Raw genomic sequence first — 26,692 nt, forward strand, 5'->3', positions numbered from 1 at the left:
GTTACTGTTGGGTGGCGGGGGAAGAGGATTGCGGAGCTTGCGTGTTGTTGGCGTTCGATCCAGAGGTCGGGACGGTCATGCCGGCTGCCGGCGCAGGCGGCGAGGCTGTCGTCACGGGCGTCACCGGGGTCGCAGGCGCCGGCGTGGCGGCAGCGGCGCGGGCCGGCGGCTTGGGCATGTAGAGCGGGCCGGGCTGGCCGCAGGCGGACAGCAGGGTGGCCATGGCAACTGCGGCCGGGAGCGCAAATGGGGACTTCACGATTAGAATCACGGTTTGATTAGCAGACCTTGGAGTGTAGCATGACCGAAACCGAATTTTTGGACCTGGCCGACGCCACCCTGAACGAGATCGAACTGGCCTTCGACCGCCTGTTCGAGCAGGACGTGGTCGACGTCGAATGCAAGCGCAGCGGCAACGTGCTCGAAATCGAATTCGTCGACAACGGTTCGAAAATCATCGTCAACAGCCAGGCGCCCTTGCAGGAGATGTGGGTGGCGGCGCGCGCCGGCGGCTTCCACTACAAGCGCGTGAACGGCGAGTGGCGCAACACCCGCGACGACAGCGAGCTGTTTACCTCGCTGGCGGATTACGCCACCCAGCAGGGCGGGGCGCCGGTCAAGCTGCGCTGATGTGAGCGTGGGCACGGGGTGCCCACCCTACAGCGAACGTAGGGCGGGCACCCCGTGCCCGCGTCAGCCGGCAAGCACGCCCAATAAGGCCTGCATGTCCACCGGCTTGACGAAATGGTGGTCGAAGCCGGCTTGCGCGGTCCTGGCGCGGTCCGCCTCCTGGCCGTAGCCGGTAATCGCGACCAGGGTCGCCGCCTCCAGGGCCGGCAGCTGGCGCAATTGCCGCGCCAGCTCGTTGCCGTCCATGTCGGGCAAGCCGATATCGAGCAGGCAGGCGTCGGGCGGATCGATGCGCGCGGCTTCCAGTGCGGCGCGCGCGCTCTGCACCACCGTCACCCGGTAGCCCGCGGCTTCCAGGTAGAGGCCGAGCATCTGGCCGGCATCGTCGTTGTCGTCGACGATCAGCAGGCGCAGCGCCCGCGCTTGCGTCGGCGCCATGCCGTGCTGTTCCGGGACGGCGGCGCGGCCGGGCTCCTGGGCGCGCGGCAGCGTGATCGTGAAGCGGCTGCCCTTGCCGATGCCCTCGCTGTAGGCCGCGACCCGGCCGCCGTGCAGGGCCACCAGGTTGCGCACCAGCGCCAGGCCGATCCCGAGCCCGCCCTGCGAACGGTCGGAGCTGCGTTCCGCCTGGGCGAACATGTCGAACACCTGCCCGATCATGTGCGGCGCCATGCCGATGCCGTTGTCGCTGACGGTGTAGCTGACGGTGTCGTCATCCGCGGACAGCGCCACCACGATCTCGCCGCCCTCGGGCGTGTACTTGGCGGCGTTGTTCAACACGTTGGCGACGATCTGCACCAGGCGCTTCTGGTCGCCGTGCACGAAGACGCCTTCGTGCGGCATCTGGATGGTCACGCGGTGCCGGCGGCTGTCGATCAGCGGCCGCACCTGCTCGACGGCGCCGGTCACGATCTGCCTGGCGTCCAGCAGGGTTTCGTCGAGCGTGACCAGGCCGCGCGACACGCGCGACAGATCGAGCAGGTCGTCGATCAGCCCCGTCATGTGCTTCACCTGGCGCGAAATGATTTCGCTGGTCTGCTGGATCTTGTCGCGCTCCAGCGTCGGGATGCGCAGCAGGTCGGAAGCGGCGCGGATCGGCGCCAGCGGATTGCGCAGCTCGTGCCCCAGCATGGCCAGGAACTCGTCCTTGCGCTGGTCGACTTCGCGCATCGCGTATTGCCGGCGGCGGGCGCGCAAGGCCGATTGCACCGCGCTCACCAGGGTCACACCCTGCACCGGGCGCTCCAGCAGCGAGACGTTGCCCAGTTCCAGGTAGCGGTGCTGCAGCCCCGGCGAGGCGGCTTCGCGCCGGCTCATGACCAGCACCGGCAGGTCGGACCAGCCGTGCTGGTGCTCGATGAAGTGGCCCACCGCGCGCAGGAATTCCGGAGTGATCGCCTCATCGGCGACCAGCAGCGCCCCGGCTCCGCGCCCGAGCTCTTCCATCAGCTGGCCGAGATGGGCGCACACGCCGCACTCGATGCCGGCGCGTCCGAACAGTTCGGCGATCAGCCTTGCGTCCTTTCCTACCGGCGCATGAATCAGGATGCGGTATTCGAGACCGGCCTCAGGCATCACGTCGCGGAAAAGGGGTTGCCCTGGCTGCGGTCGGCCTCCAGGATGGTCGGGACGCCGGTCAGGATGCCCTGGAAATTGCTGAGCACCGGGCCGACCGCGATGCCGCGCGGCGTGATGTCGAACTGCCGCAGGGTGGTCTCGTGGACGCTGCCGCGCTTCTTGAACACGGAAATCGCCTTCTGGACCGCGCCCTGGGCCTCGAAATAGCGCAGGATCAGGACGTTGTCCGCCATGTAGCTGACGTCCATACCGGTCGACATGGTGCTGCCGACGATGCCCTGCTGGACCCCGACCAGGAAGGTCACCACGCCGCGCTGGCCCAGGTAGGTCAGGATCTCGTGCAGGTGGGTGGACAGGAAGCCGGCTTCGGGCATGGCGTTCATGTAGCCGTTCAGGCTGTCGATCACGACCACGCGCGCGCCCTCGTCCGCGGCGCCGCACACGGCGTGGCTGAATTCGCCCGGCGACATCTCGGCCGGATCGATCTGGTGCACCTCCAGGAGACCGCTTTCGTAAGGCGCGCGCAGGTCGATGCCCAGACCTTCGCTGCGGTTCAGCATGGTATTGAAGGATTCCTCGAACAGGAACATGGCGGCGCGCTCGCCGAGGTCGGTCATCGCCTTCACGAACTGCACCGCCACGCTGGACTTGCCAGTGCCCGGCGGCCCGGAGATGAGGGTACTGGAGCCTTCCTCGATGCCGCCGCCCAGCAGCATGTCGAGCGCCGGCAGGCCGCTGCCGACCTGGTTGCGCCGGCGCAGTTCGCGCGTTTCCGCGGCCACGATGCGCGGATAGACGGTCAGGCCGCCGGTCAGGATCGAATAATCGTGCGGGCCGCGGCGGAAGGCCACGCCGCGGTATTTCAGGACCCGCACCAGGCGCCGCTCGGCGCCGTATTCGGAATCCGTGTGCTGGAGCGAGATCACGCAGTGGGCGATGCTGCGCACCTGCTGGTCGCCCTGGACCGAGGTCTTGTCGTCGAGCAGGATGGCGGTGCAGGAACGCTTGGCGAAGTACTGCTTCAGCGCCAGCACGTGGCGCCTGTAGCGCAGCGGGCTGCCCGACAGCAGCTGTAGTTCGGACAGCGAGTCGAGCACCACCCGGGTCGGGTTGAGCTTCTCGACCAGCTTGAGGATCAGGTTGTTGGTTTCGCCCAGCTCGACCTCGGCCGGGTGCAGCACCGTGTATTGCTCGCCCGGGTCGAGCAGGCTTTCGTCCGGGATCACTTCCTGCACCGTCACGCCGTCCAGCGACATGCCGTGGGCCTGCGCCACCGCGCGCAGCTCGACTTCGGTCTCGGCCAGGGTGATGTAGAGCACGGTCTCGCCGCGCGCCGCGCCTTCGGCCAGGAACTGCAGCGCCATCGTGGTCTTGCCGGCGCCCGGGTCGCCTTCGACCAGGTACAGCCTGTCCCTGGTCAGGCCCCCGCCAAGGACATTATCGAGGCCGGGAATGCCGGTCGAGATGAATGCCGTGCTGGAGGTGTTCTGGTTGCTCATGGATGCTCTTTCGCCAATTCGTCAGTTTCGTCAGAATAACTCGTTTCTCACGGCATCGCGCGCCTTCTGCTCCGTAGCGGGCGCGGGTACCCCGACGTCGAGCGACTGCACGCCGGTGCCCGGCGGGTTTTCCATGTAGTAGAACTCGTCGCCGTACTGCACCAGGCCGGCGGGGGCAGGGCGGTCCTCGACCGGCACGTTCTTCAATGCTTTCTGCATGAAGCCGATCCAGATCGGCAGCGCCAGGCCGCCGCCGGTTTCCTTGTTGCCCAGGTTGCGCGGCTGGTCGTAGCCGATCCAGGCGATGCCCACCAGGTGCGGCTGGTAGCCGGCAAACCAGGCGTCGATCGAGTCGTTGGTGGTGCCGGTCTTGCCGGCGATGTCGGGGCGCTTCAGGGTCTGCTGGGCCTTGGCGGCGGTGCCGTAGCGCGCCACGTCCTTCAGCATGCTGTCCATCAGCCAGGCGTTGCGCTCGTCGATCACACGGTTGGCGTCGACGCCGGCGCGTTCCGGGCGCGCTTCCGACAGCACCTTGCCGTCCGCATCCGTCACCTTCGAGATCAGATAAGGCATCACGCGGTAGCCGCCGTTGGCGAACACGGAATAGGCGCCGGCCATCTGCAGCGGCGTGGTCGCGCCCGCGCCCAGCGCCAGGGTCAGGTAGGGCGGGTTTTTATCCGCGTCGAAGCCGAAGCGGGTCGCGTATTCCTGGCCATAGCGGGCGCCGATCTTGTTCAGGATGCGGATCGAGATCATGTTCTTCGACTTGGTCAGGCCGCGCCGCATCGTCATCGGGCCTTCGTACTTGCCGTCGTAGTTCTTCGGCTCCCAGGCCTGGCCGCCGGTCGAGCCGGCGTCGAAGGAGATCGGGGCGTCGTTGATCAGGGTCGCCGGCGAGAAGCCGCGTTCCAGCGAGGCCGAGTAGATGAAGGGCTTGAACGAGGATCCCGGCTGGCGCCAGGCCTGGGTGACGTGGTTGAACTTGCTGCGGTTGAAGTCGAAGCCGCCGATCAGCGCCTGGATCGCGCCGTCGTCCGGATTCACCGCCACGAAGGCCGATTCCACTTCCGGCATCTGGGTGATGCTCCAGCTCGAGCCGCCGTCCTGGGTCACGCGGATCACGGCGCCGCGGCGCACGCGGCGGGTCTCGGCCGCTTTCGGCGACAGCCAGCCCTGGGCGAAGGCCAGGCCGGCGCCGCTGATCTTGATCTCCTCGCCGGAAGCCAGCACCGCCGTCACCTGGGTGGGCGAGGCCTGCAGCACGATGGCGGCGACGATGTCGTCGGAATCCGGGTGTTCGGCCAGTTCGGCCTCGATGGCTTCGTCGGCTTCGCCCTTGCTGGAGGGGATCTCGATGTACTTTTCCGGGCCGCGGTAGGTGTGGCGGCGCTCGTAGTCCATCACGCCGCGGCGCAGCGCCAGGTAGGCGGCGTCCTGGTCGGCCTTGGTGATGGTGGTGAACACGTTCAGGCCGCGCGTATAGGTGTCTTCCTTGAACTGCTCGTAGACCAGCTGGCGCGCCATCTCGGCCACGTACTCGGCATGCACGCCGAAGGCCGTGCTGTCGGTCTTGATCTTCAGTTCCTCGTTCTTCGCGGTTTCGTACTGCGCGTCGGTGATGTAGCCGAGGGTGTGCATGCGCTGCAGGATGTACTGCTGGCGCAGGCGCGCGCGCTTCGGATTCACCACCGGGTTGTAGGCCGAGGGCGCCTTCGGCAGGCCGGCCAGCATGGCCGCTTCGGCCACCGTGATGTCGCGCAGGTCCTTGCCGAAGTAGATCTGCGCCGCCGACGAGAAGCCGAAGGCGCGCTGGCCCAGGTAGATCTGGTTCATGTAGACCTCGAGGATCTGGTCCTTGGTCAGGTTCTTCTCGATCTTCCAGGCCAGCAGGGCCTCGTAGGCCTTGCGCTTCAGGGTCTGTTCCGATGACAGGAAGAAGTTGCGCGCCACCTGCTGGGTGATTGTCGAGGCGCCCTGGCGTGCGCCGCCGGTGGCGTTGTGGAAGGCTGCGCGCAGGATGCCCCAGTAGTCGACGCCGCCGTGCTCGTAGAAGTTGGTGTCTTCGATCGCCAGCACGGCCTTTTTCATGACGTCCGGGATGTCCTTGAAGTGCACCAGGGTGCGGCGCTCCTCGCCGAACTCGCCGATCAGGACGTTATCGGCGGTGAAGATCCGCAATGGCATCTTCGGCCGGTAGTCGGTCAGGGTATCCAGGGCGGGCAGGTTGGGATAGGCCATCGCCAGCGCGAACACGACCACCAGCACCCCGCACACGGCCAACCCGGACAGGGCGGCGAGCAGGGTGAGGACGATTCGCTTCGGGCTGTGCTTGTTTGAAGACGAGGGCGGAGACGGCGGGGTCGGCGCCCCGTTCGAAGATGCTTTCATGCGCATGAATGGTTCGCTATGTTGACCAGATTCATTATAAGGCAGGGTCGGGGTGGAAACACGACTGGTCAAGTCGATAACAGGTGTGTAAAGAGCGTCAAGATTGAGCTATCACAGCGGAAAAGCGCTTATCACGAAGTGTCTCTTTCCCGCTTCGGCTAAATATGTTCCTGTGCAGAAATTTCTTGTCTGTGGTCATCCTTATTGCTACGATTTAACGCAGTGCCTTAAGCGTATACATAAATTAGCTGCAGTAAGTGGCTAATTATTCTAAGAAATCATTCCCCGCCCGGGCGTTCAATAAGCCGTTCCGCGGAACGCAGCAGTAGTAAAAGAGGGAGCAACGCTCGTGATCAGTCTAGGTTCCTTGTTCGGACAGTCCAACCCGCCATTGATCGGGATCGACATCAGTACGTCCGGCGTGCGCCTGGTGGAGCTGGCCGATGCCGGCAAAGGCGAACTGCGGCTGGAGCGCTATGCGTCCGAGCCGCTGCCGCGCGGCACTGTCGTCGACGGCAACATCGAAAACATCGAAGCGGTGTCGGAGGCGGTGCTGCGGGTCTGGAAGAAGAGCGGCACCAAGGTCAAGCACGTCGCGCTCGGCATGCCGCCGGCCGCCGTCATCACCAAGAAAATCATCCTGCCCGCCGGCCTGGCCGAAGACCAGCTCGAAGTGCAGGTCGAATCCGAAGCAAGCCAATACATTCCGTTCGCGCTGGACGAGGTCAGCCTGGACTTCGACGTCATCGGCGCGGCCCCGAATTCGCCGGAAGACATGGAAGTGATGCTGGCGGCGGCGCGCCGCGAGAAGGTCGAGGACCGGGTCGCGATCGCGGAAGCGGCCGGCCTCACCGCCACCGTGATGGACATCGAATCGTATGCGGCGCGCAGCGCAGCCCAGCGTGCGATCGACGAGCAGGGCGGCGCGCAGGAAGGCCAGATCGTGGCCCTGTTCCAGATCGGCGCCCAGGCCACCCACATCTCGGTGCTGCAGAACGGCGAGACCATCTACGAGCGCGAGCAGCCCTTCGGCGGGATCCAGCTAACGCAAGATATCGTGCGCGCCTACGGCCTGTCCTTCGAGGAGGCGGAAGCGCGCAAGAAGGCGGGCGACCTGCCGGACAATTATACCGGCGACCTGCTCGCGCCCTTCCTGGAGAACGCCGCGCTGGAAGTCACGCGCGCGATCCAGTTCTTCTTCACCTCGACCCCGTACACCCGCATCGACCAGATCTACCTGGCCGGCGGCTGCGCCCTGGTGCCGGGCCTGCTCGACATCATCGCCAGCCGCACCAAGATTTCGAGCGCGGTGATTTCGCCCTTCAAAGGCATGCAGTTGGGTTCTTCGGTGCGCGAGCAGCAGCTGCGCAACGAAGCGCCGGCCTACCTGGTCGCCTGCGGCCTGGCACTGCGGAGGTTTGGCTGATGATCCGGATTAACCTGCTTCCCCACCGGGAAGCGAAACGCAAGCAGAAGCAGACCGCCTTCGCGGCGCTGATGGCGCTGGGCGGCCTGCTGGGCGGCGCCCTGGTGCTGATGGTGGGCGCCTACAACGCCAGCCAGATCTCGACCCAGAACCAGCGCAACCAGGTGCTCAAGCAAGCCAACGCGGACCTCGACGTCAAGATCAAGAAGATCGCCAACCTGAAGGCCGAGATCGAGGCGCTGAAGGCGCGCCAGCAGGCGGTCGAAGACCTGCAGGGCGACCGCAACCAGCCGGTCTACCTGCTCGACGAACTGGTGCGCCAGACGCCGGAAGGGGTCTACCTGAAGAGCTTCAAGCAGGATGGCCAGAAGGTGCTGCTGAACGGCGTCGCCCAGTCGCAGGAACGGGTGGCCGAACTGCTGCGCAATTTGTCGGGCAATTCGCCGTGGCTGGAACGCCCGGACCTGACCGAGGTGCGCGCGGCCACGCTGGCCCAGAGCAAGACCGGACGCAAGGTCGTCGAATTCACGCTGAACGTGTCGATCAAGCGCGCGCGTGAAAAAGAAGAGCTGGCCAAGGAAAACGCCAAGCCGGGACCGAAATCATGAACATCGATTTGAAACAGCTGGGCGCCGACTTTTCGGCCCAGTTCGAGGGCCTGCAGGGCCGCCACCCGGGCCTGTGGCCGCTGGCGCCGCGCCTGCTGTGCGCGGCCGGCGTGATGGTGGCCGTGCTGGTGGGCGGCTACTTCCTGTACTGGAGCGGCCAGTTCGAGGAACACGACGCCCTGGCCGCGCAGGAGGAAACCCTGCGCAACGAGTACCGCAGCAAGATGGCGCAGGCGATCAACCTGGAGGCGCTGGAAGCCCAGCAGCAGCAGGTCAACCGCTACGTCGAGCGGCTCGAGAAGCAGCTGCCGAGCAAGGCCGAGATGGCGGCCCTGCTGTCGGACATCAACCAGGCCGGCATCGGCCGCGGCCTGCAGTTCGAGCTGTTCCGCCCGGGCCAGGTGGTGGTGCGCGATTACTACGCCGAGCTGCCGATCGACATCAAGGTCACCGGCAGCTACCACGACATCGGCGAATTCGCCGCCGACATGGCGAAGATGCCGCGCATCGTCACCCTGAACAATCTCGCGCTCAGCACCGGCAAGGATGGCGTGCTGTCGCTCGACGCGGTCGCCAAGACCTTCCGCTACCTCGACCAGGACGAGCTGGACCAGCAGTCCCAGGCCCGCAAGAAAAAGAAGAAGGAGGCCAAGTCATGAGCGGGCAGATGAAGAAGACCGCTTCCTTCGCGGCCGTGGCCTTGCTGCTGGCCGGCTGCGGCGACAGCGACGTCAAGGAAGTCCACGCCTGGATGGACCAGGTGAAGCAGGAAACCCGGCCGGCCGTGAAGCCGCTGTCGGAGCCGAAGGATTTCATTCCCTACGCCTACAACGCCAAGGAAGAGGTGGAACCCTTCAGCCCGAACAAGCTGCTGAACCAGCTGGCCAAGGCCGCCGAGGCTTCGCCGGACCCGAACAAGCCGGACCTGAAGCGCCCGCGCGAACTGCTGGAGAGCTTCCCGCTCGACACCATGCAGATGGTCGGCACGATGCAGAAGGCCGGCGTGAACTACGCGCTGCTGCAGGTCGACCGCTCGGTCTACCAGGTGCGCGCAGGTCAGCGCATCGGCCAGAATTTCGGCATCGTCACCCGCGTGGGCGACGACGCCATCAATATCCGTGAAGTGGTGCAGGACGCCGCCGGCGAGTGGGTCGAACGCCTGTCGAAGCTGGAACTGCAAAGCAAGGAGAACCGCAAATGACCCGACTTGGAAGCATCGCCCTCAGCCTGGTGCTGGCGTTCGGCGCCAGCAGCGCCTTCGCGCAGAACAACGCGATCGAATCGATCAGCGCCAACCAGCAAGGCAATAACGTTGTCATCAACGTGGCGATGAAGGACACGCCCGCCAAGCTGCCGATCGGTTTCTCGATCACGAACCCGGCGCGCATCGCGCTCGATTTCGGCTCCACCGCCAACGCCACCGGCAAGAGCGCCCAGGACATCAACCTCGGCGACGTGCGCGGCCTGAACGTGGTACAGGCCGGCGAGCGCACCCGCCTGGTGCTGAACCTGAAGCGCCCGCTGAGCTATGCCGCCGCGATCGACGGCAAGTCGGTGATCCTGACCGTCGAAGGTTCGGGCGGCGCGGCGCAGGCAGTGACGGCGGCCGGCGTGCCGGCACAAGCGGCAGCCCCCGCGGCGGCCCGCCAGACCCTGCGCGACCTCGACTTCCGCCGCGGCGCCAACGGCGAAGGCCGCATCGTGGTCGACCTGCCGAACAGCCAGGTCCCGGTGGACGTGCGCCAGGCCGGTAACCAGATCCACGTCGACTTCATGCGCACCGCGCTGCCGCCGACCTTGCGCCGCCGCCTGGACGTGACCGATTTCGGCACCCCGGTGACCCGCATCACCACCGCGCCGCAGGGTGAGAACGTGCGCATGACCATCGACGCCCAGGGCAGCTGGGAACAGAGCGTGTACCAGAGCGACACCCAGCTGGTCATCGACGTCAAGCCGGTCAAGGAAGACCCGAACCGCCTGGCCTCCGGCCCGCAGGGCTACAAGGGCGAGAAGATCTCGTTCAACTTCCAGAACGTCGAAGTGCGCGCCGCGCTGCAGGCGGTGGCCGACATCTCGGGCCTGAACATCATCGCCAGCGACTCCGTCAGCGGCAGCCTGACCCTGCAGCTGAAGCAGGTGCCGTGGGACCAGGCGCTCGACGTGATCATGCAGGCCAAGGGCCTCGACATGCGCAAGAACGGCAACGTGCTGTGGATCGCGCCCAAGGAAGAACTGCTGACCAAGGAAAAACTGGAGCTCGAGCAGCGCGCGCAGATTGCCGACCTCGAACCGATGCGTTCCGAGATCTTCCAGCTGAACTACCAGAAGGCCGAGGCCTTCCGCACGGTGTTCGGGCTGGACGCGGGCGGCGCAGGCGCGGGCACGGCTGGCGGCAACACCAACCGCGTGCTGTCGAAGCGCGGCAGCGCCATCATCGACGCCCGCACCAACCAGCTGTTCGTGACCGACACCGCGGCCAAGCTGGACGACGTGCGCAAGCTGATCCAGAAGGTCGACGTCGCTACCAAGCAGGTGCTGGTCGAGGCCCGCCTGGTCGAAGCGAATGACGGCTTCTCGCGCAACCTCGGCGCCAAGCTGGGCTTTGCCGACCTGCGCACGGAACGCGGCGGCGACGGCGGCTACCAGCTGAACGGCAACAACCGCCTGGCGATCGGCGGCAACCTGACCGGCGCCGGCCAGGTGAGCGGCCAGGTCGACCCGAGCGGCACGTTTGCCAACAGCACCCTGGTCAACCTGCCGGCGGCGCCGATCAACGGCGTGGCGGCGCAGACCATCGCGTTCTCGCTGTTCTCGTCGGCCGCGAACCGCTTCCTGAACCTGGAACTGTCGGCGCTGGAAGCCGACGGCAAGGGCAAGATCATCTCCAGCCCGCGCGTGGTCACCGAGGACAACGTGCCGGCCGTGATCGAGCAGGGCGTCGAGCTGCCCTACCAGCAGGCCACCAGCAGCGGCGCCACCGCGGTCACCTTCAAGAAGGCCAACCTGCGCCTGGAAGTGACCCCGCAGGTCACGCCGGACGGCAACGTGGTGCTGGACGTCGACGTCTCCAAGGATTCCAAGGGCGAGAGCACCGCCTCCGGCTTCGCCGTGAATACCCAGCACGTGAAGACCAAGGTGATGGTCGAGAACGGCGGCACCGTCGTGCTGGGCGGTATCTACCAGCAGAGCGAGAGCGAAAACGACTCCAAGGTCCCGATGCTGGGCGACCTGCCGGTGGTCGGCCACCTGTTCAAGACCACCGCGCGTTCGACCTCGAAGACCGAATTGCTGGTGTTCATCACCCCGAAGATCGTGACCGACCGACTGCAGAACGCGGCGCACTGATTCGATCAAACCAATCAACAAGAAGAAGGCAGACATGAGCAATACCAACTTCAAGCGCTACGGCGCGCCCGTGGCCACCGCGCTGGTGATGGCGCTGGTACTGGCCGCATGCGGCGGCGGTGGCGGTAATCCCGGTTCCGTCGGCGGCAGCGGTTCGACCGGCAGCGGCGGGACCGGCACCGGCGGCACCACGGTTACCGCGGCGCCGAAAGTGAACGTCACCTCGGTGAACGCCAGCGGCGCAAGCAGCAACTCCCTGACCGGCGCGACCCCGCTGACGGTCAAGGCGACTGTGCTCGACAAGGATAACAAGCCGGTGCCGAACGCCATCGTCAGCTTCGCTACCGACAACAACCTGGCGGTATTCTCGCCCACGGCCGGCACCGCGCTGACCGACGTCAATGGCGTGGCCAGCGTCACCATGCGCGTGGCCAGCCTGGCCGCCGGCGGCGCCGCCAAGGTCACCGCCAGCACTTCCGTGGCCGGCAGCACCATCACCGGCGAATCGGCTTACTCGGTCGGCGCCACCACGCTGAGCTTCGGCGCCCTGAGCGCGTCGCCGACCAGCATCCAGGCCTATGGCTCGACCGTGCTGTCGGTCGACGTGCTGGCCGGCTCCGGCAAGTACACCGAGCAGCAGGTCAACGTCAGCTTCAGCTCGGCCTGCGTGGCCGCCGGCAAGGCCACCCTGGCCACCACCGTCGCCACCAACAACGGCACCGCGCAGACGGTCTACCGCGACAAGGGCTGCGCCAACAACGACACCATCACCGTGTCCGCCGACGGCGTGGCGAAATCGGCCAGCACCCAGCTGCAGATCGCCGCACCGGCCGCCGCGTCGGTCCAGTTCGTGCAGGCAGCGCCATCCGACAAGTCGATCGTGATCCGCGGCCAGGGCGGCAACGGCCGCACCGAGACCGCGACCCTGAGCTTCAAGGTGGTCGACATCTTCGGCAACCCCTTGGCCGGCAAGCAGGTGAATTTCAGCGCCAGCACCAGCGCCGTCACGATCAACAAGGCCAGCGACACCACCGATGCCACCGGCAGCGTGGTCACCACCGTCAACTCGGGCAGCACCCCGACCTCGTTCCGCGTGATGGCGACCCTGCCGGGCACCGCCGCCAACGGCAATGGGGACATCTCGACCATGTCGGACTCGATCGTCGTGACCACCGGCCTGCCGGTGCAGCGCGCATTCTCGATCAGCTCGGGGTCGTTCAACGTCGAAGGCTGGAGCATCGACAACCCGAACGCCACCAACGTGCAGGTGATGCTGGCCGACGCCTTCGGCAACCCGGTCCCGGACGGCACCCCGGTCGTGTTCCAGACCAATATGGGCGCCATCGGTTCGGCCGACAAAGGCGGCTGCAACACCGTCAACGGCCTGTGCTCGGTCATCTTCCGTACGCAGAATCCGCGCGTCGCCATCCCGGGCACCCCGGCCACGCCCTGCAATACCGGCAGCGGTTCCAGCGCGGACAGCACCCGTCCGGGCCTGGCCACCGTCTGCGCCAGCTCGACCGACGGCACCAACACCGTGTTCGCCAAGACCGCCATCTTCATGAGCGGCAGCGGGGCCGTGAACACGACCATGAACGGCGCCCTGGTGTCCTTCGGCGCCGCCAACGACCTGGGTGCGGTCAAGTCCAGCGAGACCAAGGTGTTCCAGTTGCAGATCAACGACGTCAACAACAACCCGATGCCGGCCGGTACCCGCGTCGAGCTGACCAGCGTCCTGAACGCCAACGCGGCCGCCGTCTCGCCGGCGACCGTGCCGAACATCGCGCCGCACGGCAGCTCCGGCGACGACAAGACCGGCAACACGGTCAGCGGCGCCCAGGGTTCGATCCACACGTTCAGCATTTCCAGCACCACCCCGACCGAGTGCAAGAGCTCGGCGCAGGCATCGTTCAACGTGGCGATCACCACGCCGGGAGGCACAGTGACCGCTATTCCGTTTAAACTGTTGTTCACCTGCCCGTAAAAACGGGGTTTGACCATGCGGCGGCCAGGGTATCCTGGCCGTTTGCATTTTGAGCGATAGCGAATAGTGCCTCACTGCAAGAATAACAATATCTTCCTTGTCGGCCTGATGGGTGCGGGCAAGACCACGATCGGGCGCATGCTGGCCCGCCGGCTGGGCATGCACTTTGCCGATTCCGACCATGAGATCGAGGCCCGCACCGGCGCATCGGTGCCCTGGATCTTCGAGATCGAAGGCGAGGCCAGCTTCCGCCGGCGCGAAGCCGACATGATCCGCGAGTTATCGGCCGGCAGCGGCCTGGTGCTGGCCACCGGCGGCGGCGCCGTGCTGAATCCGGACAGCCGGCGCCTGCTGGCCGAGCGCGGCACCGTGATCTACCTGCGCGCCAGCGTCAACAGCATCCTGACGCGCACCTCGCACGACAAGAACCGCCCGCTGCTGCAGACGGCCGATCCGCGCCGCAAGCTGGAAGACCTGACCGCGCAGCGTGAGCCCCTGTACCGCGAGATCGCCGACCTCGTCATCGATACCGGGCGGCCTAACGTACAATCGATGGTTCAGACAATTCTGGACCAGCTGGCCGCGATGGACGCGGCACGCCAGCGGGCCAAGCCACGGACAAACATGAACGAACAGGCATGCATCTCCCTTAACGTCGATCTCGGCGAACGCAGCTATCCGATCCTGATCGGGCGCGGGCTGCTGGACGACGGCGCGCTGCTGACGCGCCACATTGGCTCCGGCAGCGGCAAGGTGGCGATCGTCACCAACACCACGGTCGCGCCGCTCTACCTGGACAAGGTGGCGGGCCCGCTGCGCGCAGCCGGCCGCGAAGTCGTCACCATCGTGCTGCCGGACGGCGAAGAACACAAAAACTGGCAGAGTCTGAACCTGGTGTTCGACGCCCTGCTGGCCAACAAGTGCGACCGCAAGACCACCCTGGTGGCGCTGGGCGGCGGCGTGATCGGCGACCTGACCGGCTACGCGGCCGCCAGCTACATGCGCGGCGTGCCCTTCGTGCAGATCCCGACCACCCTGCTGTCGCAGGTCGATTCCTCGGTGGGCGGCAAGACCGGCATCAACCACCCGCTCGGCAAGAACATGATCGGCGCCTTCTACCAGCCGCGCGCCGTGATCGCCGATACCGCCACCCTCGACACCCTGCCGGCGCGCGAGCTGTCGGCCGGCCTGGCGGAGGTGATCAAGCACGGCGCTGTGCTGGATCTGGGCTTTTTCGACTGGATCGAAGCGAACATCGGCAAGCTGGTCGCGCGCGACCACGCCGCGCTGGCGCATGCGATCCTGCGCTCCTGCGAGATCAAGGCCGACGTGGTGCGGCGCGACGAGCGCGAGGGCGGCCTGCGCGCGGTGCTGAACTTCGGCCATACCTTCGGCCACGCGATCGAGAACGGCCTGGGCTACGGCGAATGGCTGCACGGCGAAGCGGTCGGCTGCGGCATGGTAATGGCGGCGGACCTGTCGCACCGTCTCGGCCTGCTGGACGCCGACAGCGCGCTGCGCGTGCGCCGGCTGGTCAAGGCGGCCGGGCTGCCGGTGGAAGCGCCGGACCTGGGCGCGGAGCGCTGGATCGAGCTGATGGAAGTCGACAAGAAGAACGAGGGCGGCGCGATCAAGTTCATCCTGCTGAAACCCCTGGGCAGCCCGAGCATCACCGGTGCGCCGCAGGAACAGCTGCTGGCGACCTTGGCGGCGAACGTGGCGACGAATCGGGAAAAGGCGCGCGGATGATCGATTTCGACGCCCACCTGGCCCCTTATGCGGCGCACTCGTCGAAGTCCCGTGGGCGTCTCCATCCCGAACCCGCGGCCGGCTCGCGCAGCGAATTCCAGCGCGACCGCGACCGCATCATCCACTCCACCGCCTTCCGGCGGCTGGAATATAAAACCCAGGTCTTCCTGAACCACGAGGGCGACCTGTTCCGCACCCGCCTGACGCACTCGATCGAAGTCGCGCAGATCGCGCGCACCTTGGCGCGCAGCCTGCGCCTGAACGAAGACCTGGTTGAAGCGGTGTCGCTGGCCCACGACCTTGGCCACACGCCTTTCGGCCACGTCGGCCAGGACGTGCTGAACGAATGCATGAAGGACCACGGCGGCTTCGAACACAACCTGCAAAGCCTGCGCGTGGTCGACGAACTCGAAGAGCACTACGGCGCCTTCGACGGCCTGAACCTGACCTTCGAAACGCGCGAAGGCATCCTGAAGCACTGCTCGCCGAACAACGCGCGCCAGCTGGGCGAACTGGGCCAGCGCTTCCTCGACAAGAAGCAGCCCAGCCTGGAAGCCCAGCTGGCCAACCTGGCCGACGAAATCGCGTATAACAACCACGATATCGACGACGGCCTGCGTTCCGGTTTGCTCAGCATGAAGCAGATGGAGGAGGTCGAGCTGTTCGCGCGCCTGCACCGCCAGGTCGTGCAGCAGTACCCGGGCCTGCCGGGCCGGCGCGAGCTGTACGAAACGATCCGTCTGATGATCACGGCGATGACGGCGGACCTGGTCGAGGAGTCGTGCAGGCTGCTGAAGGAAGCGAACCCGAAGAGCATCGACGACGTGCGCGCCAGCCCGCCGCTGATCCGCTTCTCGGCCAGGATGCGCGAAGAGACCACGGCCTTGAAGCGCTTCCTGTACGCGAACCTGTACCGCCACTACAAGGTGAACCGCATGCGCGTAAAAGCCAGCCGCATCGTGCGCGAGCTGTTCGAAGCCTTCATGACGGACCCGGTGCTGCTGCCCCCCGATTACCAGGCGGCGCCAGGCGACACCATGAAACAAGCCCGCAAGATTGCCGACTACATCGCCGGCATGACGGACCGCTATGCGATCCGCGAGCACAAGCGCATCTTCTCCCTCGACGAACTCTAAAAATTCGGGGTCAGAGCACTTTTTCGGGCAATGGCCTCTTGGCATCTCTTTTGTGAACGACTTGCGCTAGCCAGAGGCAGCGCGCAAGCCGATGCAGCCCGATGTTTTATCGGGACAATTGTTCAAAAAAGTGCTCTGACCCCGAATTGTCGGGTTAGCCGAAGAGGGAGGGTTGGCCCAGCTGCCCGAGCAGCTTCTTGACCGGCGCCGGCAGGGCTGCTTCTTCGATGCGGGCCAGGTCCCACCACTGGTAGCCGGCCGGGATCTCGCCGCGCGAGGCCAAGCCGATCCGGTAGGGATGGATGTGCAGCTTGTAGTGCGTGAAGCCGTGCTCCAGCGGCAGCAGCGCTTCCGTCTCCGCCACAATCCCGAACTTTTCCGCCGCTTCGGCCGCCGCGCCCAGGTCGAGCTCTTCCTCGTCGTCCAGCGCCACGTGGCCATCCACCTCCGGCAGCGACAGCAAGCCGCCCCAGATGCCGGTGCCGGGCCGCTGCTCGAGCAGTACCTGGCCCTTGTCGATCACGACCAGCATCTGCGTGCGCTTTTCCGGCGTTGCCTTTTTCGGTTTGCGGATCGGTAGTTCGGCGGTGCGGCCCGTCGCGTAGGCCACGCAGCGATCCTGCAGCGGGCAGCGGGGGCAGTCGGGTTTCGAGCGCGTGCACAGGGTCGCACCCAGGTCCATCAAGCCCTGGGTATAGGATTCAATCCCCTCTTCGAGAGGCAGCAAGGCATCGGCGCGGCGCCACAGCGCATCCTCGACCGGCTTCAGGCCGGGAAATTGATCGATGCCGAACACGCGCGCAAACACGCGCTTGACGTTCCCATCCAGGATCGCCGCGCGGGTGCCGCTCGAAAACGCGGAGATGGCCGCGGCGGTCGAGCGTCCGATGCCGGGCAAATCCGCCAGCAGCGCCGGATCCGACGGAAACACGCCGCCATATTCGGCGACCACGCGCCGCGCGCAGGCGTGCAGGTTGCGCGCCCGCGTGTAGTAGCCGAGGCCCGCCCAATACGCCATCACGTCTTCCACTGGCGCTTCGGCCAGGGCGACGACGGTCGGGAAGCGCTCCAGGAAGCGCGCGTAATAGCCGAGTACCGCAGCCACCTGGGTCTGCTGCAGCATGATTTCGGACAGCCAGATCCGGTAGGCGTCGCGCGTGTTCTGCCACGGTAGCGCGTGGCGGCCGTGTTTGCGCTGCCAGTCGATCACGGCGCGCGAAAAGCTGGGGTCCGCCAGCTCGCTGGCGTCGAATTCAGTCAATCGTTTCATGCCACTTCCAAAGTCTGCGCTGCCGATGCCGAAGACGCCTCTTCGGAGAGCGACGCATCCAGTACCCGCGTCACCGCACCCGTCAGCAACGCCAGCCTTGCCTTGACCTGCTCCAGGTCCTGCTGCGCCGATTCGAAGGCGGCGATCTTCTGTTCCAGCCCCTCGGTGGCATCGTGGATGCGCTGGATCGAGGACTGCCGATGGCGCAGCTGTTCACGGTGCTGGCGGATCTGTGCCTCCAGCGGCGCCATGATCACCTTCAGCCAGGCTTCGACGTCGGCATTCGCCGAGCGGAAGGTGGCCTTGACGCGCGCCGCGATCGAATCGACGAAGCGCTCCAGCATGGTGCTGCGGCTGGTGATCAGGAGGGTGGCGGTGCCGGACTGCTTCTGCCAGATCGCTTCGATGGCGTCGATATCAAAGCGGTAGCGGCCCAGGGACAGCGCCATCGGCATGGCCAGCGCCAGCCCGTGCTCGGTCGAGAACTTGCGGTACATGCTCTCCATCATGGCGGAGATCTCGCCGATCTTCGCGCTGGAGGCATCCAGGTTCGCGCGCGCCTCGTCGAAGAACACGCGCACCGGGGCGCGCAGGCCGGTGGCGAAGCGCACGCCTTCCATCGCCGTGCGCACGGCTTCCACCTGCTCCTGCACCACGTCCATGCCGATGCTGGTGTACAGCTCCGTCGACAGGGTCGCGAACACGGCGCGCGTGCCCTGCAGTTTAAAGAGGCTGGCGTCGAACTCCTTCTTTTCCATCTCGACGCGGCGCATCATGTGGGCGATCACGCCCTGGTTCTTGCCGCGCAGGCTTTGCAGCTCCTGCAGCTGCTCGACCAGGTCGCGGATGCGGGTGCCGAGCAGCGCCTGCTGGCCGGCCGTAATGGCGTCCATGTCCTCGCGCAGCTGGCGGCGCAGAATGTCCTGGCGCGCCGGAATAAGTTCGTTGAACAGGGCCGATTCCAAGAGGCCGATGCGGCTCTTCTCGAACAGCGCCATGTCCTGGTTGACGCGCCCGACCAGGCCTTTATGGGCCGACACCGGGAACACCTGCGCTTCGGTCACGCCGAGCAGCTGGGCCACGCTGGCCTGCTGGCGCGCGATCGCGGCGTCGTTTTCCTGCTCGCTGCGCAGCTCGTCCCACAGCGCGTCGATCTTGTTCAGCACCACCATCCGGCCCGGGCCGGCGCCGATGTGGGTGCGCCAGACTTCGATGTCGCTCTTGGTCACGCCGGTCTCGGCGGCCAGGATGAACAGCACCGCGTGCGCGTTCGGGATCAGGTTGAGGGTCAGCTCCGGCTCGGTGCCGATCGCGTTCAGGCCCGGCGTATCGAGGATCACCAAGCCCTGCTTCAGCAGCGGATGCGGAAAATTAATCAACGCATGCCGCCATTGCGGGATCTCGACCAGGCCGTCGTCGCCGACCGTGCCGGCCAGGTCCGGGTCTTCCGGATCGTAGAGGCCGTAGCTGCGCGCCTCGTCGGCGCTGACGCGGCGCGTGACGCTGACCTGGCGGAAGGTCTCGATCATGCGCTCCGGCGAGTCGAGGTCCAGCGGCAGCACGGTCCATGCCGCGGCATCTTCGCGGTAGTCGCTGGTGGCCAGGCGCTGGGCGCGGGTCTCGATCGGCAGCAGGCGGATGCAGGGCGGCAGCTGCGGCTCCCAGGCCAGCTCGGTCGGGCACATGGTGGTGCGGCCGGGGCTGGAGGGTACGATGCGCTGGCCGTAGTCGGCGAAGAAGATCGCGTTGATCAGCTCGGATTTACCGCGCGAGAACTCGGCCACGAAGGCCACCGACAGGCGGTCGTCGCGGACGCGGGTCAGCGCCCGCGCGAGACGCTGCTCGGCGGCGCCGTCCAGCAGTTCGGCCGCCTGGACCCAGCCGCGGTATTGTTCCAGCGCTTCGGCCACGCGCGTGCGCCAGGCCCCGTAGTGTTGAATATCTTGCATGTTGTACCGCCTATTAATGCCTTACTTTTGGCAGGTCGCGCAGTAGAACGTCGACCGCTGGCCCTGGACGATCTGGCGCACCGGCGCGCCACAGTTTCTGCAAGGCACTCCTGCACGATCATAGACGAAATATGTCTGCTGGAAATATCCGGATTGACCATTTACAGCAATAAAGTCACGCAAGGTACTGCCACCTTGCACGATCGCGGCAGCAAGGATCTCGCGGATGGCCTCGGCCAGCTTGTCATAGCGGGCACGGCTGATGCGCGAGGCCGCCGTCTTCGGGTTGATGCCGGCGCGGAACAGGCTCTCGCAGGCGTAGATATTGCCGACCCCGACCACGATGTCGCCGGCCAGCAGCACCTGCTTGATGGGCGCACTGCGCTTGCGCGTTTCGCGATGCAGCAGGGCGCCCGAGAAGCCGTCCTCGAGCGGTTCGACGCCTAGGCCGCGCAGCAGGATGTGCTGTTCCAGTTCGCCGTCGTCGTTGCCATGCCAGAGCACGGCGCCGAAGCGGCGCGGATCGTGCAGGCGCAGCACGCGCCGGCCTTCGGGACCGCGCACGACCAGGTCGAAGTGGTCGTGTTTCTTGAGGTCGACGCCCTCCGGCAGCACCCGCAAGTGGCCGGACATGCCGAGGTGGACGATCAGCGTGCCGTGCTCGAAATGGATCAGCAGATACTTTCCGCGCCGGCTGGTCGACAGGATCTCGCGGCCGCTCAGGAGCTCGTTCAGGTTGGGCGGGAAGGGCCAGCGCAGGCCCTCGCGGCGCAGCACGACCTGTTCGACGACACGGCCTTCCAGGTGCGGCGCGACGCCGCGCCGGGTCACTTCTACTTCCGGGAGTTCAGGCATGTTTCAAAGAAGAACAGTAGAAAAGTATGTAAATTCGTGTTGCAGCGGCGCACGCGCGAGGGGCGTTGAGCGTAGAATCGGTCCATCTTGTCAATGCGGGATCGACCTTGAAAAACACTTTCGCCATTGTAACTCTCTCGGCCTTGTTATCCGCGTGCGCTGTGGCGCCCAAACAGCAGACCGCGCCGTCCCAGGACAACGCCGACCGGCCGCTCGCCGCCGCCGAAGCCCAGCGCCGCGCTGCTGCTGGCGAAGCTGCCCAGGACGCCACGCAGAGCGATGAGCAAGTGCCGAACGTGAGCCTGACGCCCCAGATGATGACCCAGCTCATGAATGCCGAGCTGGCCTACAAGAAGGGCGACTGGCAGGGACCCTACCTGACGCTGATGAGCCTGGCCCAGCAGACCAGGGATCCGCGCCTGGCCAAGCGGGCCGCCGAGATGGCGCTGTCCGCCAAGCAGGCCGAGGATGCCCTCGCCGCGGTCAAGCTGTGGCGCCAGTTCTCGCCCAATTCCGACGAAGCCAATCAGTACTATCTGGGGTTGGTCATCCTCTCCGACAACCTCGCCGATGCAGAAAATGCGCTGAAACAGCGCCTGGCCGACGCCACACCGGGCTCCCGCGGCCTGGTGATGTTCCAGATGCAGCAGCTGGTGATGCGCGCCAAGGACAAGGAAGCCGCCGTCGCCATGCTCGAGCGCCTGGTCGCGCCCTACGGCAACATGATGGAGACCCACGTGGTGCTGGCGCAAACGGCGCTGGCCCGCGGCGCCAAGGCGGATGCCGAGCGCGAAGCCCGCGCCGCCTTGCAGATCAAGCCCGATTCCGAAATCGCCATTCTGACCCTGGCCCAGGTGACGGAAGGCGAGGAGCAGTCCGCCAAAGTGCTGGCCGACTACCTGGTGGCGCACCCGGACGCGAAGGAAGTGCGCGTGGCCTATGCCCGCCTGCTGGTCAACGCCAAGCAGTACGAAGCCGCGCGCCAGGAGTTCCTGACCCTGGATAAAGCCCAGCCGAACAATCCGGGCACCCTGTACGCGCTCGGCATCCTGTCGATGCAGATGAACGACAGCAAGACCGCCGAAGACTACTTCACGCGCTTCGTCGACGTCATGGACAAGGCCCCGGACGAGGAACGCGATCCGACCAAGGCGGTGCTGATCCTGTCCCAGCTGGCCGAGGAACGCGGCGACATCCCCGCCGCCCTGAGCTGGCTCGATCGCCTCGACACCAGCGATCCCAAAATCCAGTTCGGCGCCGACCTGCGCCGGGCGCAATTGACCGCCAAGCAGGGCGACCTGCCGGGCGCCCGCAAGCTGCTGGGCACCCTGAAACCCGAGGACAAGGCCGAGCAGGCCCAGATCGTGCTGATCGAAGCCCAGCTGCTGCGCGACGCCGGCAGGAACCAGGAAGCCTTCAAACTGATGGAACAGGGCCTTAAGCGCTTCCCGGACAACACCGATTTCCTGTACGACTTCGCGCTGATGGCGGAGAAAATGGGCAAGACCCAGGTGATGGAAAAATCGCTGCGCCAGGTGATCGCCAAGTCGCCGGAAAACCACCACGCCTACAACGCCCTCGGCTATTCGCTGGCGGACCGCAACGTGCGCCTGAAGGAAGCCTACGCCTTGATCGACAAGGCGCAGAAGATGGCGCCGGCCGATCCTTTCATCATGGACAGCATGGGCTGGGTGCAATATCGCCTGGGCAAGCTGGACGCGGCCGAGACCCAGCTGCGCAAGGCCTACCAGCTGCGCAACGACCCGGAGATCGCCGTCCACCTGGGCGAGGTGCTGTGGAAGAAGGGCCAGCACGACGATGCGCGCAAGCTGTGGCGCGAAGCCCGTGCCAAGGATCCGAAAAACGATGCGCTCAAAACGACGCTGACGCGCCTGCGCGCTTCGCTCTGAAAGAATCTTTCAATAAGACCTTGTTTTTGAAATAAACATTCACGATTCGATGCAACGTTCCCTGACCCGACTGTCCTGCCAACTCCTTGCCGCAGCCACCATCGCCATCTCCCTGGCGGGCTGCGCCACTTCCACCGCGAATCTGTCCAGCGCTTCGGTCGGCGCCTACCGCGACACCATCGACCTGAACGGCAAAATCAACGTCGTCTCCCAGAAAAGCGAGGGTGGACGGGAAGTTGTCAGCGCCAGTTTCAGCTGGGCCCAGCGCCCGGGACGCATCGACGTGGCGCTGTTCACGCCCACCGGGCAGACCGCCGCCGAGATCGCCGTCACCCCGGACGCTGCCACGCTGACCCAGGCCAATCGCGAGCCGCGCACGGCCAAGGACATCGACGCGCTGACCCAGCAGACCCTCGGCTATGCGCTGCCGGTGGCAGGGCTGCGCGACTGGCTGCAAGGCTATGCGGTCGACGCCCAGGGCAAGCGCTTCGCGGCCTCGCCTGCCAACAACAACGTCTACACGCGCGACGGCTGGAGCCTGCGCTTTACGGAATGGCAGGACAAGCCGGGACCGAACGGCGCACCGCTGCCCAAGCTGATCCGCGCCGAGCGCGGCGCCACCGCCAACAGCGGCGAACTGTCGATCAGCATCACCATCCTCCCGGAAAGCTGAGATGGTCCTGACCTCGCTGCACGGCTGCCCGGCGCCGGCCAAGCTCAACCTGTTCCTGCACGTGACGGGCCGCCGCCCCGACGGCTACCACCTGCTGCAATCGGTGTTCCAGCTCATCGATCACGGCGACACCCTCGACTTCGACCTGCGCGAGGACGAGCGTATCGTCCGCGTCAACGAGGTGCCCGGCGTGCCCGAAGAGCAGGACCTGATCGTGCGCGCCTTGCGTGCACTGCAGGCTGAATACGAACGTCGCTTTAATAAGCTGCCTGCGGGCATCGATGTGCGGATCGAAAAACGCCTGCCGATGGGTGGCGGGTTGGGCGGCGGCTCGTCCGACGCCGCCACCGCGCTGATGGCGGCCAACTACCTGTGGCGGGCCGGCTTGAGCACGGCCGAGCTGATGGCGATCGGCTTGCCGCTGGGCGCCGACATCCCCTTTTTCCTGTTCGGCGAGACCGCTTTCGCCGAAGGGGTAGGCGAGGACTTGCAGGCAGTGCCGGGCCCGGACTGCTGGTATGTGGTGATAGCACCGGGCGTCTCGGTGCCGACTGCCGCGATTTTCACGGCGCCGGATTTGACAAGAAACACGAAACCCGTTACAGTAGCGGACTTCCTAGGGCACAAAGCTGCGTCGAAAGATTCAGTTGGGTTCGGGAAGAATGATTTGCAGGACGTGGCAGCCCGCCTGTTCCCGCCGGTAGCAGAGGCGGTCGAATGGTTGGGAAATCACGGGGCGGCCAGGATGACTGGTTCCGGAGCGTGTGTGTTCAGCGCGTTTTTCACAGAGCAAGAAGCAGAGCAGGTACTGAAGCAAGTGCCGGCAAAGTGGACAGCATGGAAAGCAAGGTCGCTAACGAAACATCCGATGAAATCGCTATTGCAAATCAACGAGTTGTAGAATAAAATTTTGCCTGTCGACGCAGCGGCAACATAGTTAAAGCGTCGGCAAGCAGCAAGTTCGTGTAGGGGAATCGCCAAGCTGGTTAAGGCACCGGATTTTGATTCCGGCATACCAAGGTTCGAATCCTTGTTCCCCTGCCAAAGTTTTATTGCCTGACCTGTTGATGACTAGTGCTCCAGCAGGCAATCGAAGTGGAGCCGCCTAGAGCGGCCCATTTTTTTTGTACTTCAAGCGTTAATCTTCTTGCATTAACGGCTTTTCAGATTTTTCAATTACTCTTCTGGGACTCCCCATGGCTTACGAAAACCTGATGGTTTTTACCGGCAATGCCAATCCGGCGCTAGCAGAAGGGGTCGCAAAAAGCCTCGGCATTCCTCTCGGTAAGGCCGTGGTCTCGAAGTTCTCCGACGGCGAAGTCATGGTCGAAATTAACGAGAACGTTCGTGGCAAGGACGTCTTCGTTCTGCAATCGACCTGCGCTCCCACCAACGACAGCCTCATGGAAATCATGCTGATGGTCGACGCTCTCAAGCGCGCATCGGCAGGCCGCATCACCGCGGCAATTCCGTACTTCGGCTATGCCCGCCAGGACCGCCGCCCGCGTTCGGCGCGCGTTGCGATCTCGGCCAAGGTGGTTGCCAACATGCTGGAAGAAGCCGGCGTGGAACGTGTGCTGATCATGGATCTGCACGCCGACCAGATCCAGGGCTTCTTCGACATCCCGGTCGACAACATCTACGCATCCCCGATCCTGCTGGGCGACCTGCAGAAGCGCAACTACGACGACCTGCTGGTCGTATCGCCGGACGTCGGCGGCGTGGTGCGCGCCCGTGCGCTGGCCAAGCGCCTCGGCTGCGACCTGGCGATCATCGACAAGCGCCGCCCGAAGGCGAACGTGTCGGAAGTCATGAACATCATCGGTGAAGTCGAAGGCCGCAACTGCGTGATCATGGACGACATGGTCGACACCGCAGGCACCCTGACCAAGGCCGCTGAAGTCCTGAAAGAGCGCGGCGCCAAGAAAGTGGTCGCTTACTGCACGCACCCGGTCCTGTCCGGCCCGGCAATCGAGCGTATCTCGAACTCGCCGCTGGACGAGCTGGTCGTCACCGACACGATTCCGCTGAGCCCGGCCGGCCAGGCTTGCGGCAAGATCCGCCAGCTGACCTGCGCACCGCTGCTGGCCGAAACCTTCAAGCGTATCGTGAAGGGCGACTCGGTTATCTCGCTGTTCGTCGACTAAGATAAGAACGTGGGCACGGGGTGCCCATCCTACTTTGAACGGTAGGGTGGGCACCCCGTGCCCACGATGCATTACAGAATTTCTTGAGTGCGCAGTCAGCGCTCATTTCACGGATGCCCCTGGTCGCGGGGGTGTCCATTACCTGGGCAACCGGCCGATATCTCCGGCGCGAGCCCTTTATTTTGGAGTAATACCATGAAAGTCGTCGCATTCAAACGCGAACTGCAGGGGACCGGAGCGAGCCGCCGCCTGCGCAAAGCTGGCCAGACCCCGGGCATCATCTACGGTGGCGCCGCCACCCCGGAACTGATCGCCGTCGATGGCAACGCCCTCTGGCACGCCCTCAAGAAAGAAGCATTCCACGGCTCCGTGCTGGACCTGGAACTGGATGGTAAAGCCCAGCAAGTCCTGCTGCGCGACTTCCAGATGCACGCATACAAGCAACTGGTCCTGCACGTGGACTTCCAGCGCGTCGACGCTTCGCAGCCGATCCACACCAAGGTCGCCCTGCACTTCATCAACGCCGACGTCTCGCCGGCAGTCAAGCTGAGCGGCGCCATCGTGTCGCACGTGCTGAACGAGCTGGACGTGTCCTGCCTGCCGGGCAAGCTGCCGGAATTCATCACCGTCGACCTGAGCAAGCTGGAAGCCGGTCAATCGGTGCACGTGTCCGACCTGACCCTGCCGGAAGGCGTGTCCGTGGTTGCTCACGGCAAGGACCAGACCGTCGCCACCTCGTCGATCCCGCGCGGTGCTGCAGCTGCTGAAACCGCTGCTGAGTAATCGCTGCTCGCTGCCGCTCTTTCGGGAGCGGCAAGACAAAAACCCGCCCGACCCTGGTCCGGCGGGTTTTTTGTTATCTGTCGCAGCACGGTTTCCGCGATAATCGAGCCTAACGCATCCTTATTCTGACAATTTATGCACATCCGCCTGATCGTCGGCCTCGGCAACCCCGGCCCGGAATATGAACAAACCCGCCACAACGCCGGCTTCTGGCTAGTCGACAACCTCGCCAACACGCTGCCCGGCTGCCACCTGCAGCGCGAATCGCGCTTCAACGCCATGGTCGCCAAGACCTCGATCTCGGGCAAGGACGTCTGGCTGCTGGAGCCGCTGACCTTCATGAACCGCTCCGGCCAGTCGGTCGGCGCGCTGGCGCGCTTCTTCAAGATCGCGCCGGAAGAGGTGCTGGTCGTGCACGACGAACTGGATCTGCCGCCCGGCGCGGCCAAGCTCAAGCGCGGCGGCTCCTCGGGCGGCCACAACGGCCTGAAGGACATCACCGCGGCGCTCGGCACCCAGGACTACTGGCGCCTGCGCCTCGGCATCGGCCATCCGCGCACGCTCAACCTGCAGCAGGCAGTGGCCGATTTCGTGCTGCACCGCCCGCGCCGCGAAGAGCAGAGCCTGATCGAGGAAGCGATCGACAAGGCGCTGCGCATCATTCCGATGGTGTGCGACGGGAAGATGGCGCAGGCGACGACGCAGCTGCATACCGACTGACTTGCCGATGCCGTACGTGGGCACCCCGTGCCCACGCAACCG

At 65.4% G+C, this 26,692-nt stretch carries 22 protein-coding genes and 1 tRNA gene; 16 read left to right on the forward strand and 7 right to left on the reverse strand.

What is annotated here, in order from left to right:
• Position 1: 1 nt before the first annotated feature.
• Positions 2-223, reverse strand: a complete 222-nt coding sequence (gene lptM, locus AC07PE_RS23870) for an LPS translocon maturation chaperone LptM (RefSeq protein ID WP_498769179.1) — start codon at positions 221-223, stop codon at positions 2-4.
• A 77-nt stretch (positions 224-300) separates the two neighbouring features.
• Between lptM and cyaY the strand changes: the two genes are divergently transcribed.
• Positions 301-630 carry an iron donor protein CyaY gene (gene cyaY, locus AC07PE_RS23875; protein WP_498769181.1) on the forward strand — a complete coding sequence of 110 codons (330 nt, stop codon included), beginning with the start codon at positions 301-303 and terminating at the stop codon, positions 628-630.
• A 63-nt stretch (positions 631-693) separates the two neighbouring features.
• On the opposite strand, the gene AC07PE_RS23880 is transcribed toward cyaY, so the two are convergent.
• The 3 genes from AC07PE_RS23880 to AC07PE_RS23890 are packed head-to-tail and all read right to left on the reverse strand — an operon-like array spanning position 694 to position 6,095.
• Complete coding sequence (locus AC07PE_RS23880; protein ID WP_498769183.1) at positions 694-2,205, reverse strand: hybrid sensor histidine kinase/response regulator; 1,512 nt, start codon at positions 2,203-2,205, stop codon at positions 694-696.
• Positions 2,205-3,707, reverse strand: coding sequence for an ATPase domain-containing protein (locus tag AC07PE_RS23885; RefSeq protein WP_498769184.1), 1,503 nt, complete (start codon positions 3,705-3,707; stop codon positions 2,205-2,207). The genes AC07PE_RS23880 and AC07PE_RS23885 overlap by 1 nt, the downstream gene beginning before the upstream one ends.
• Before the next feature lie 30 nt (positions 3,708-3,737).
• Positions 3,738-6,095 carry a penicillin-binding protein 1A gene (locus AC07PE_RS23890; RefSeq protein ID WP_498769186.1) on the reverse strand — a complete coding sequence of 786 codons (2,358 nt, stop codon included), beginning with the start codon at positions 6,093-6,095 and terminating at the stop codon, positions 3,738-3,740.
• Positions 6,096-6,444: 349 nt separating this feature from the next.
• Here AC07PE_RS23890 and AC07PE_RS23895 point away from each other — a divergent pair, with 349 nt between their 5' ends.
• The 8 genes from AC07PE_RS23895 (at position 6,445) to AC07PE_RS23930 (ending at position 16,343) form a co-directional block, all read left to right on the forward strand.
• On the forward strand, positions 6,445-7,521 hold the full coding sequence (locus tag AC07PE_RS23895; protein WP_498769188.1) for a pilus assembly protein PilM: 1,077 nt from the start codon (positions 6,445-6,447) through the stop codon (positions 7,519-7,521).
• Entirely contained in the window at positions 7,521-8,129 is a 609-nt protein-coding gene (locus tag AC07PE_RS23900; protein WP_498769190.1) for a PilN domain-containing protein, read from the forward strand. The genes AC07PE_RS23895 and AC07PE_RS23900 overlap by 1 nt, the downstream gene beginning before the upstream one ends.
• Positions 8,126-8,788, forward strand: coding sequence for a type IV pilus inner membrane component PilO (locus AC07PE_RS23905; protein ID WP_498769192.1), 663 nt, complete (start codon positions 8,126-8,128; stop codon positions 8,786-8,788). Before AC07PE_RS23900 ends, AC07PE_RS23905 begins: the two co-directional genes overlap by 4 nt.
• The gene (locus tag AC07PE_RS23910) at positions 8,785-9,330 is read left to right on the forward strand and encodes a pilus assembly protein PilP (RefSeq protein WP_498769194.1); all 546 of its coding nucleotides are present in this window, start codon (positions 8,785-8,787) and stop codon (positions 9,328-9,330) included. Before AC07PE_RS23905 ends, AC07PE_RS23910 begins: the two co-directional genes overlap by 4 nt.
• On the forward strand, positions 9,327-11,474 hold the full coding sequence (locus tag AC07PE_RS23915; protein WP_498769196.1) for a type IV pilus secretin PilQ: 2,148 nt from the start codon (positions 9,327-9,329) through the stop codon (positions 11,472-11,474). The genes AC07PE_RS23910 and AC07PE_RS23915 overlap by 4 nt, the downstream gene beginning before the upstream one ends.
• 34 nt (positions 11,475-11,508) lie before the next feature.
• Positions 11,509-13,458: an Ig-like domain-containing protein gene (locus tag AC07PE_RS23920; RefSeq protein WP_498769199.1), complete on the forward strand. Its 1,950-nt coding sequence runs from the start codon at positions 11,509-11,511 to the stop codon at positions 13,456-13,458.
• Positions 13,459-13,524: 66 nt separating this feature from the next.
• A complete protein-coding gene (aroKB, locus tag AC07PE_RS23925; protein WP_498769201.1) occupies positions 13,525-15,207 on the forward strand; it encodes a bifunctional shikimate kinase/3-dehydroquinate synthase AroKB in 1,683 nt (560 codons plus the stop codon).
• On the forward strand, positions 15,204-16,343 hold the full coding sequence (locus AC07PE_RS23930; protein WP_498769203.1) for a deoxyguanosinetriphosphate triphosphohydrolase: 1,140 nt from the start codon (positions 15,204-15,206) through the stop codon (positions 16,341-16,343). The genes aroKB and AC07PE_RS23930 overlap by 4 nt, the downstream gene beginning before the upstream one ends.
• Positions 16,344-16,497: 154 nt before the next feature.
• On the opposite strand, the gene mutY is transcribed toward AC07PE_RS23930, so the two are convergent.
• Genes mutY through mutM form a run of 3 tightly spaced genes read right to left on the reverse strand, consistent with a single transcriptional unit; the run spans position 16,498 to position 20,417 of the window.
• Positions 16,498-17,613, reverse strand: coding sequence for an A/G-specific adenine glycosylase (mutY, locus tag AC07PE_RS23935; protein WP_498769205.1), 1,116 nt, complete (start codon positions 17,611-17,613; stop codon positions 16,498-16,500).
• Positions 17,610-19,562 carry a dynamin family protein gene (locus AC07PE_RS23940; protein ID WP_498769207.1) on the reverse strand — a complete coding sequence of 651 codons (1,953 nt, stop codon included), beginning with the start codon at positions 19,560-19,562 and terminating at the stop codon, positions 17,610-17,612. The genes mutY and AC07PE_RS23940 overlap by 4 nt, the downstream gene beginning before the upstream one ends.
• Before the next feature lie 21 nt (positions 19,563-19,583).
• On the reverse strand, positions 19,584-20,417 hold the full coding sequence (mutM, locus tag AC07PE_RS23945; protein ID WP_498769209.1) for a bifunctional DNA-formamidopyrimidine glycosylase/DNA-(apurinic or apyrimidinic site) lyase: 834 nt from the start codon (positions 20,415-20,417) through the stop codon (positions 19,584-19,586).
• Between the two features lie 161 nt (positions 20,418-20,578).
• Here mutM and AC07PE_RS23950 point away from each other — a divergent pair, with 161 nt between their 5' ends.
• From AC07PE_RS23950 to pth, 7 genes are all read left to right on the forward strand, one after another.
• A complete protein-coding gene (locus tag AC07PE_RS23950; RefSeq protein WP_498769211.1) occupies positions 20,579-22,327 on the forward strand; it encodes a tetratricopeptide repeat protein in 1,749 nt (582 codons plus the stop codon).
• Between the two features lie 49 nt (positions 22,328-22,376).
• Positions 22,377-23,000 carry an outer membrane lipoprotein LolB gene (locus tag AC07PE_RS23955; RefSeq protein ID WP_498769213.1) on the forward strand — a complete coding sequence of 208 codons (624 nt, stop codon included), beginning with the start codon at positions 22,377-22,379 and terminating at the stop codon, positions 22,998-23,000.
• Between the two features lies 1 nt (position 23,001).
• The gene (gene ispE, locus AC07PE_RS23960; RefSeq protein ID WP_498769215.1) at positions 23,002-23,901 is read left to right on the forward strand and encodes a 4-(cytidine 5'-diphospho)-2-C-methyl-D-erythritol kinase; all 900 of its coding nucleotides are present in this window, start codon (positions 23,002-23,004) and stop codon (positions 23,899-23,901) included.
• Positions 23,902-23,967: 66 nt separating this feature from the next.
• Positions 23,968-24,044: transfer RNA gene (locus AC07PE_RS23965), tRNA-Gln, on the forward strand.
• 152 nt (positions 24,045-24,196) lie between these two features.
• On the forward strand, positions 24,197-25,147 hold the full coding sequence (locus tag AC07PE_RS23970) for a ribose-phosphate pyrophosphokinase (RefSeq protein ID WP_498769217.1): 951 nt from the start codon (positions 24,197-24,199) through the stop codon (positions 25,145-25,147).
• Between the two features lie 195 nt (positions 25,148-25,342).
• Positions 25,343-25,930 carry a 50S ribosomal protein L25/general stress protein Ctc gene (locus AC07PE_RS23975; RefSeq protein WP_498769219.1) on the forward strand — a complete coding sequence of 196 codons (588 nt, stop codon included), beginning with the start codon at positions 25,343-25,345 and terminating at the stop codon, positions 25,928-25,930.
• A 135-nt stretch (positions 25,931-26,065) separates the two neighbouring features.
• Positions 26,066-26,650 (forward strand): aminoacyl-tRNA hydrolase, encoded by a 585-nt coding sequence (gene pth, locus AC07PE_RS23980; RefSeq protein WP_230024164.1) that lies wholly within the window; start codon positions 26,066-26,068, stop codon positions 26,648-26,650.
• The last annotated feature ends 42 nt before the right edge of the window (positions 26,651-26,692 follow it).

The organism is Telluria sp. GW821-FHT07G12 (genome assembly GCF_059418525.1).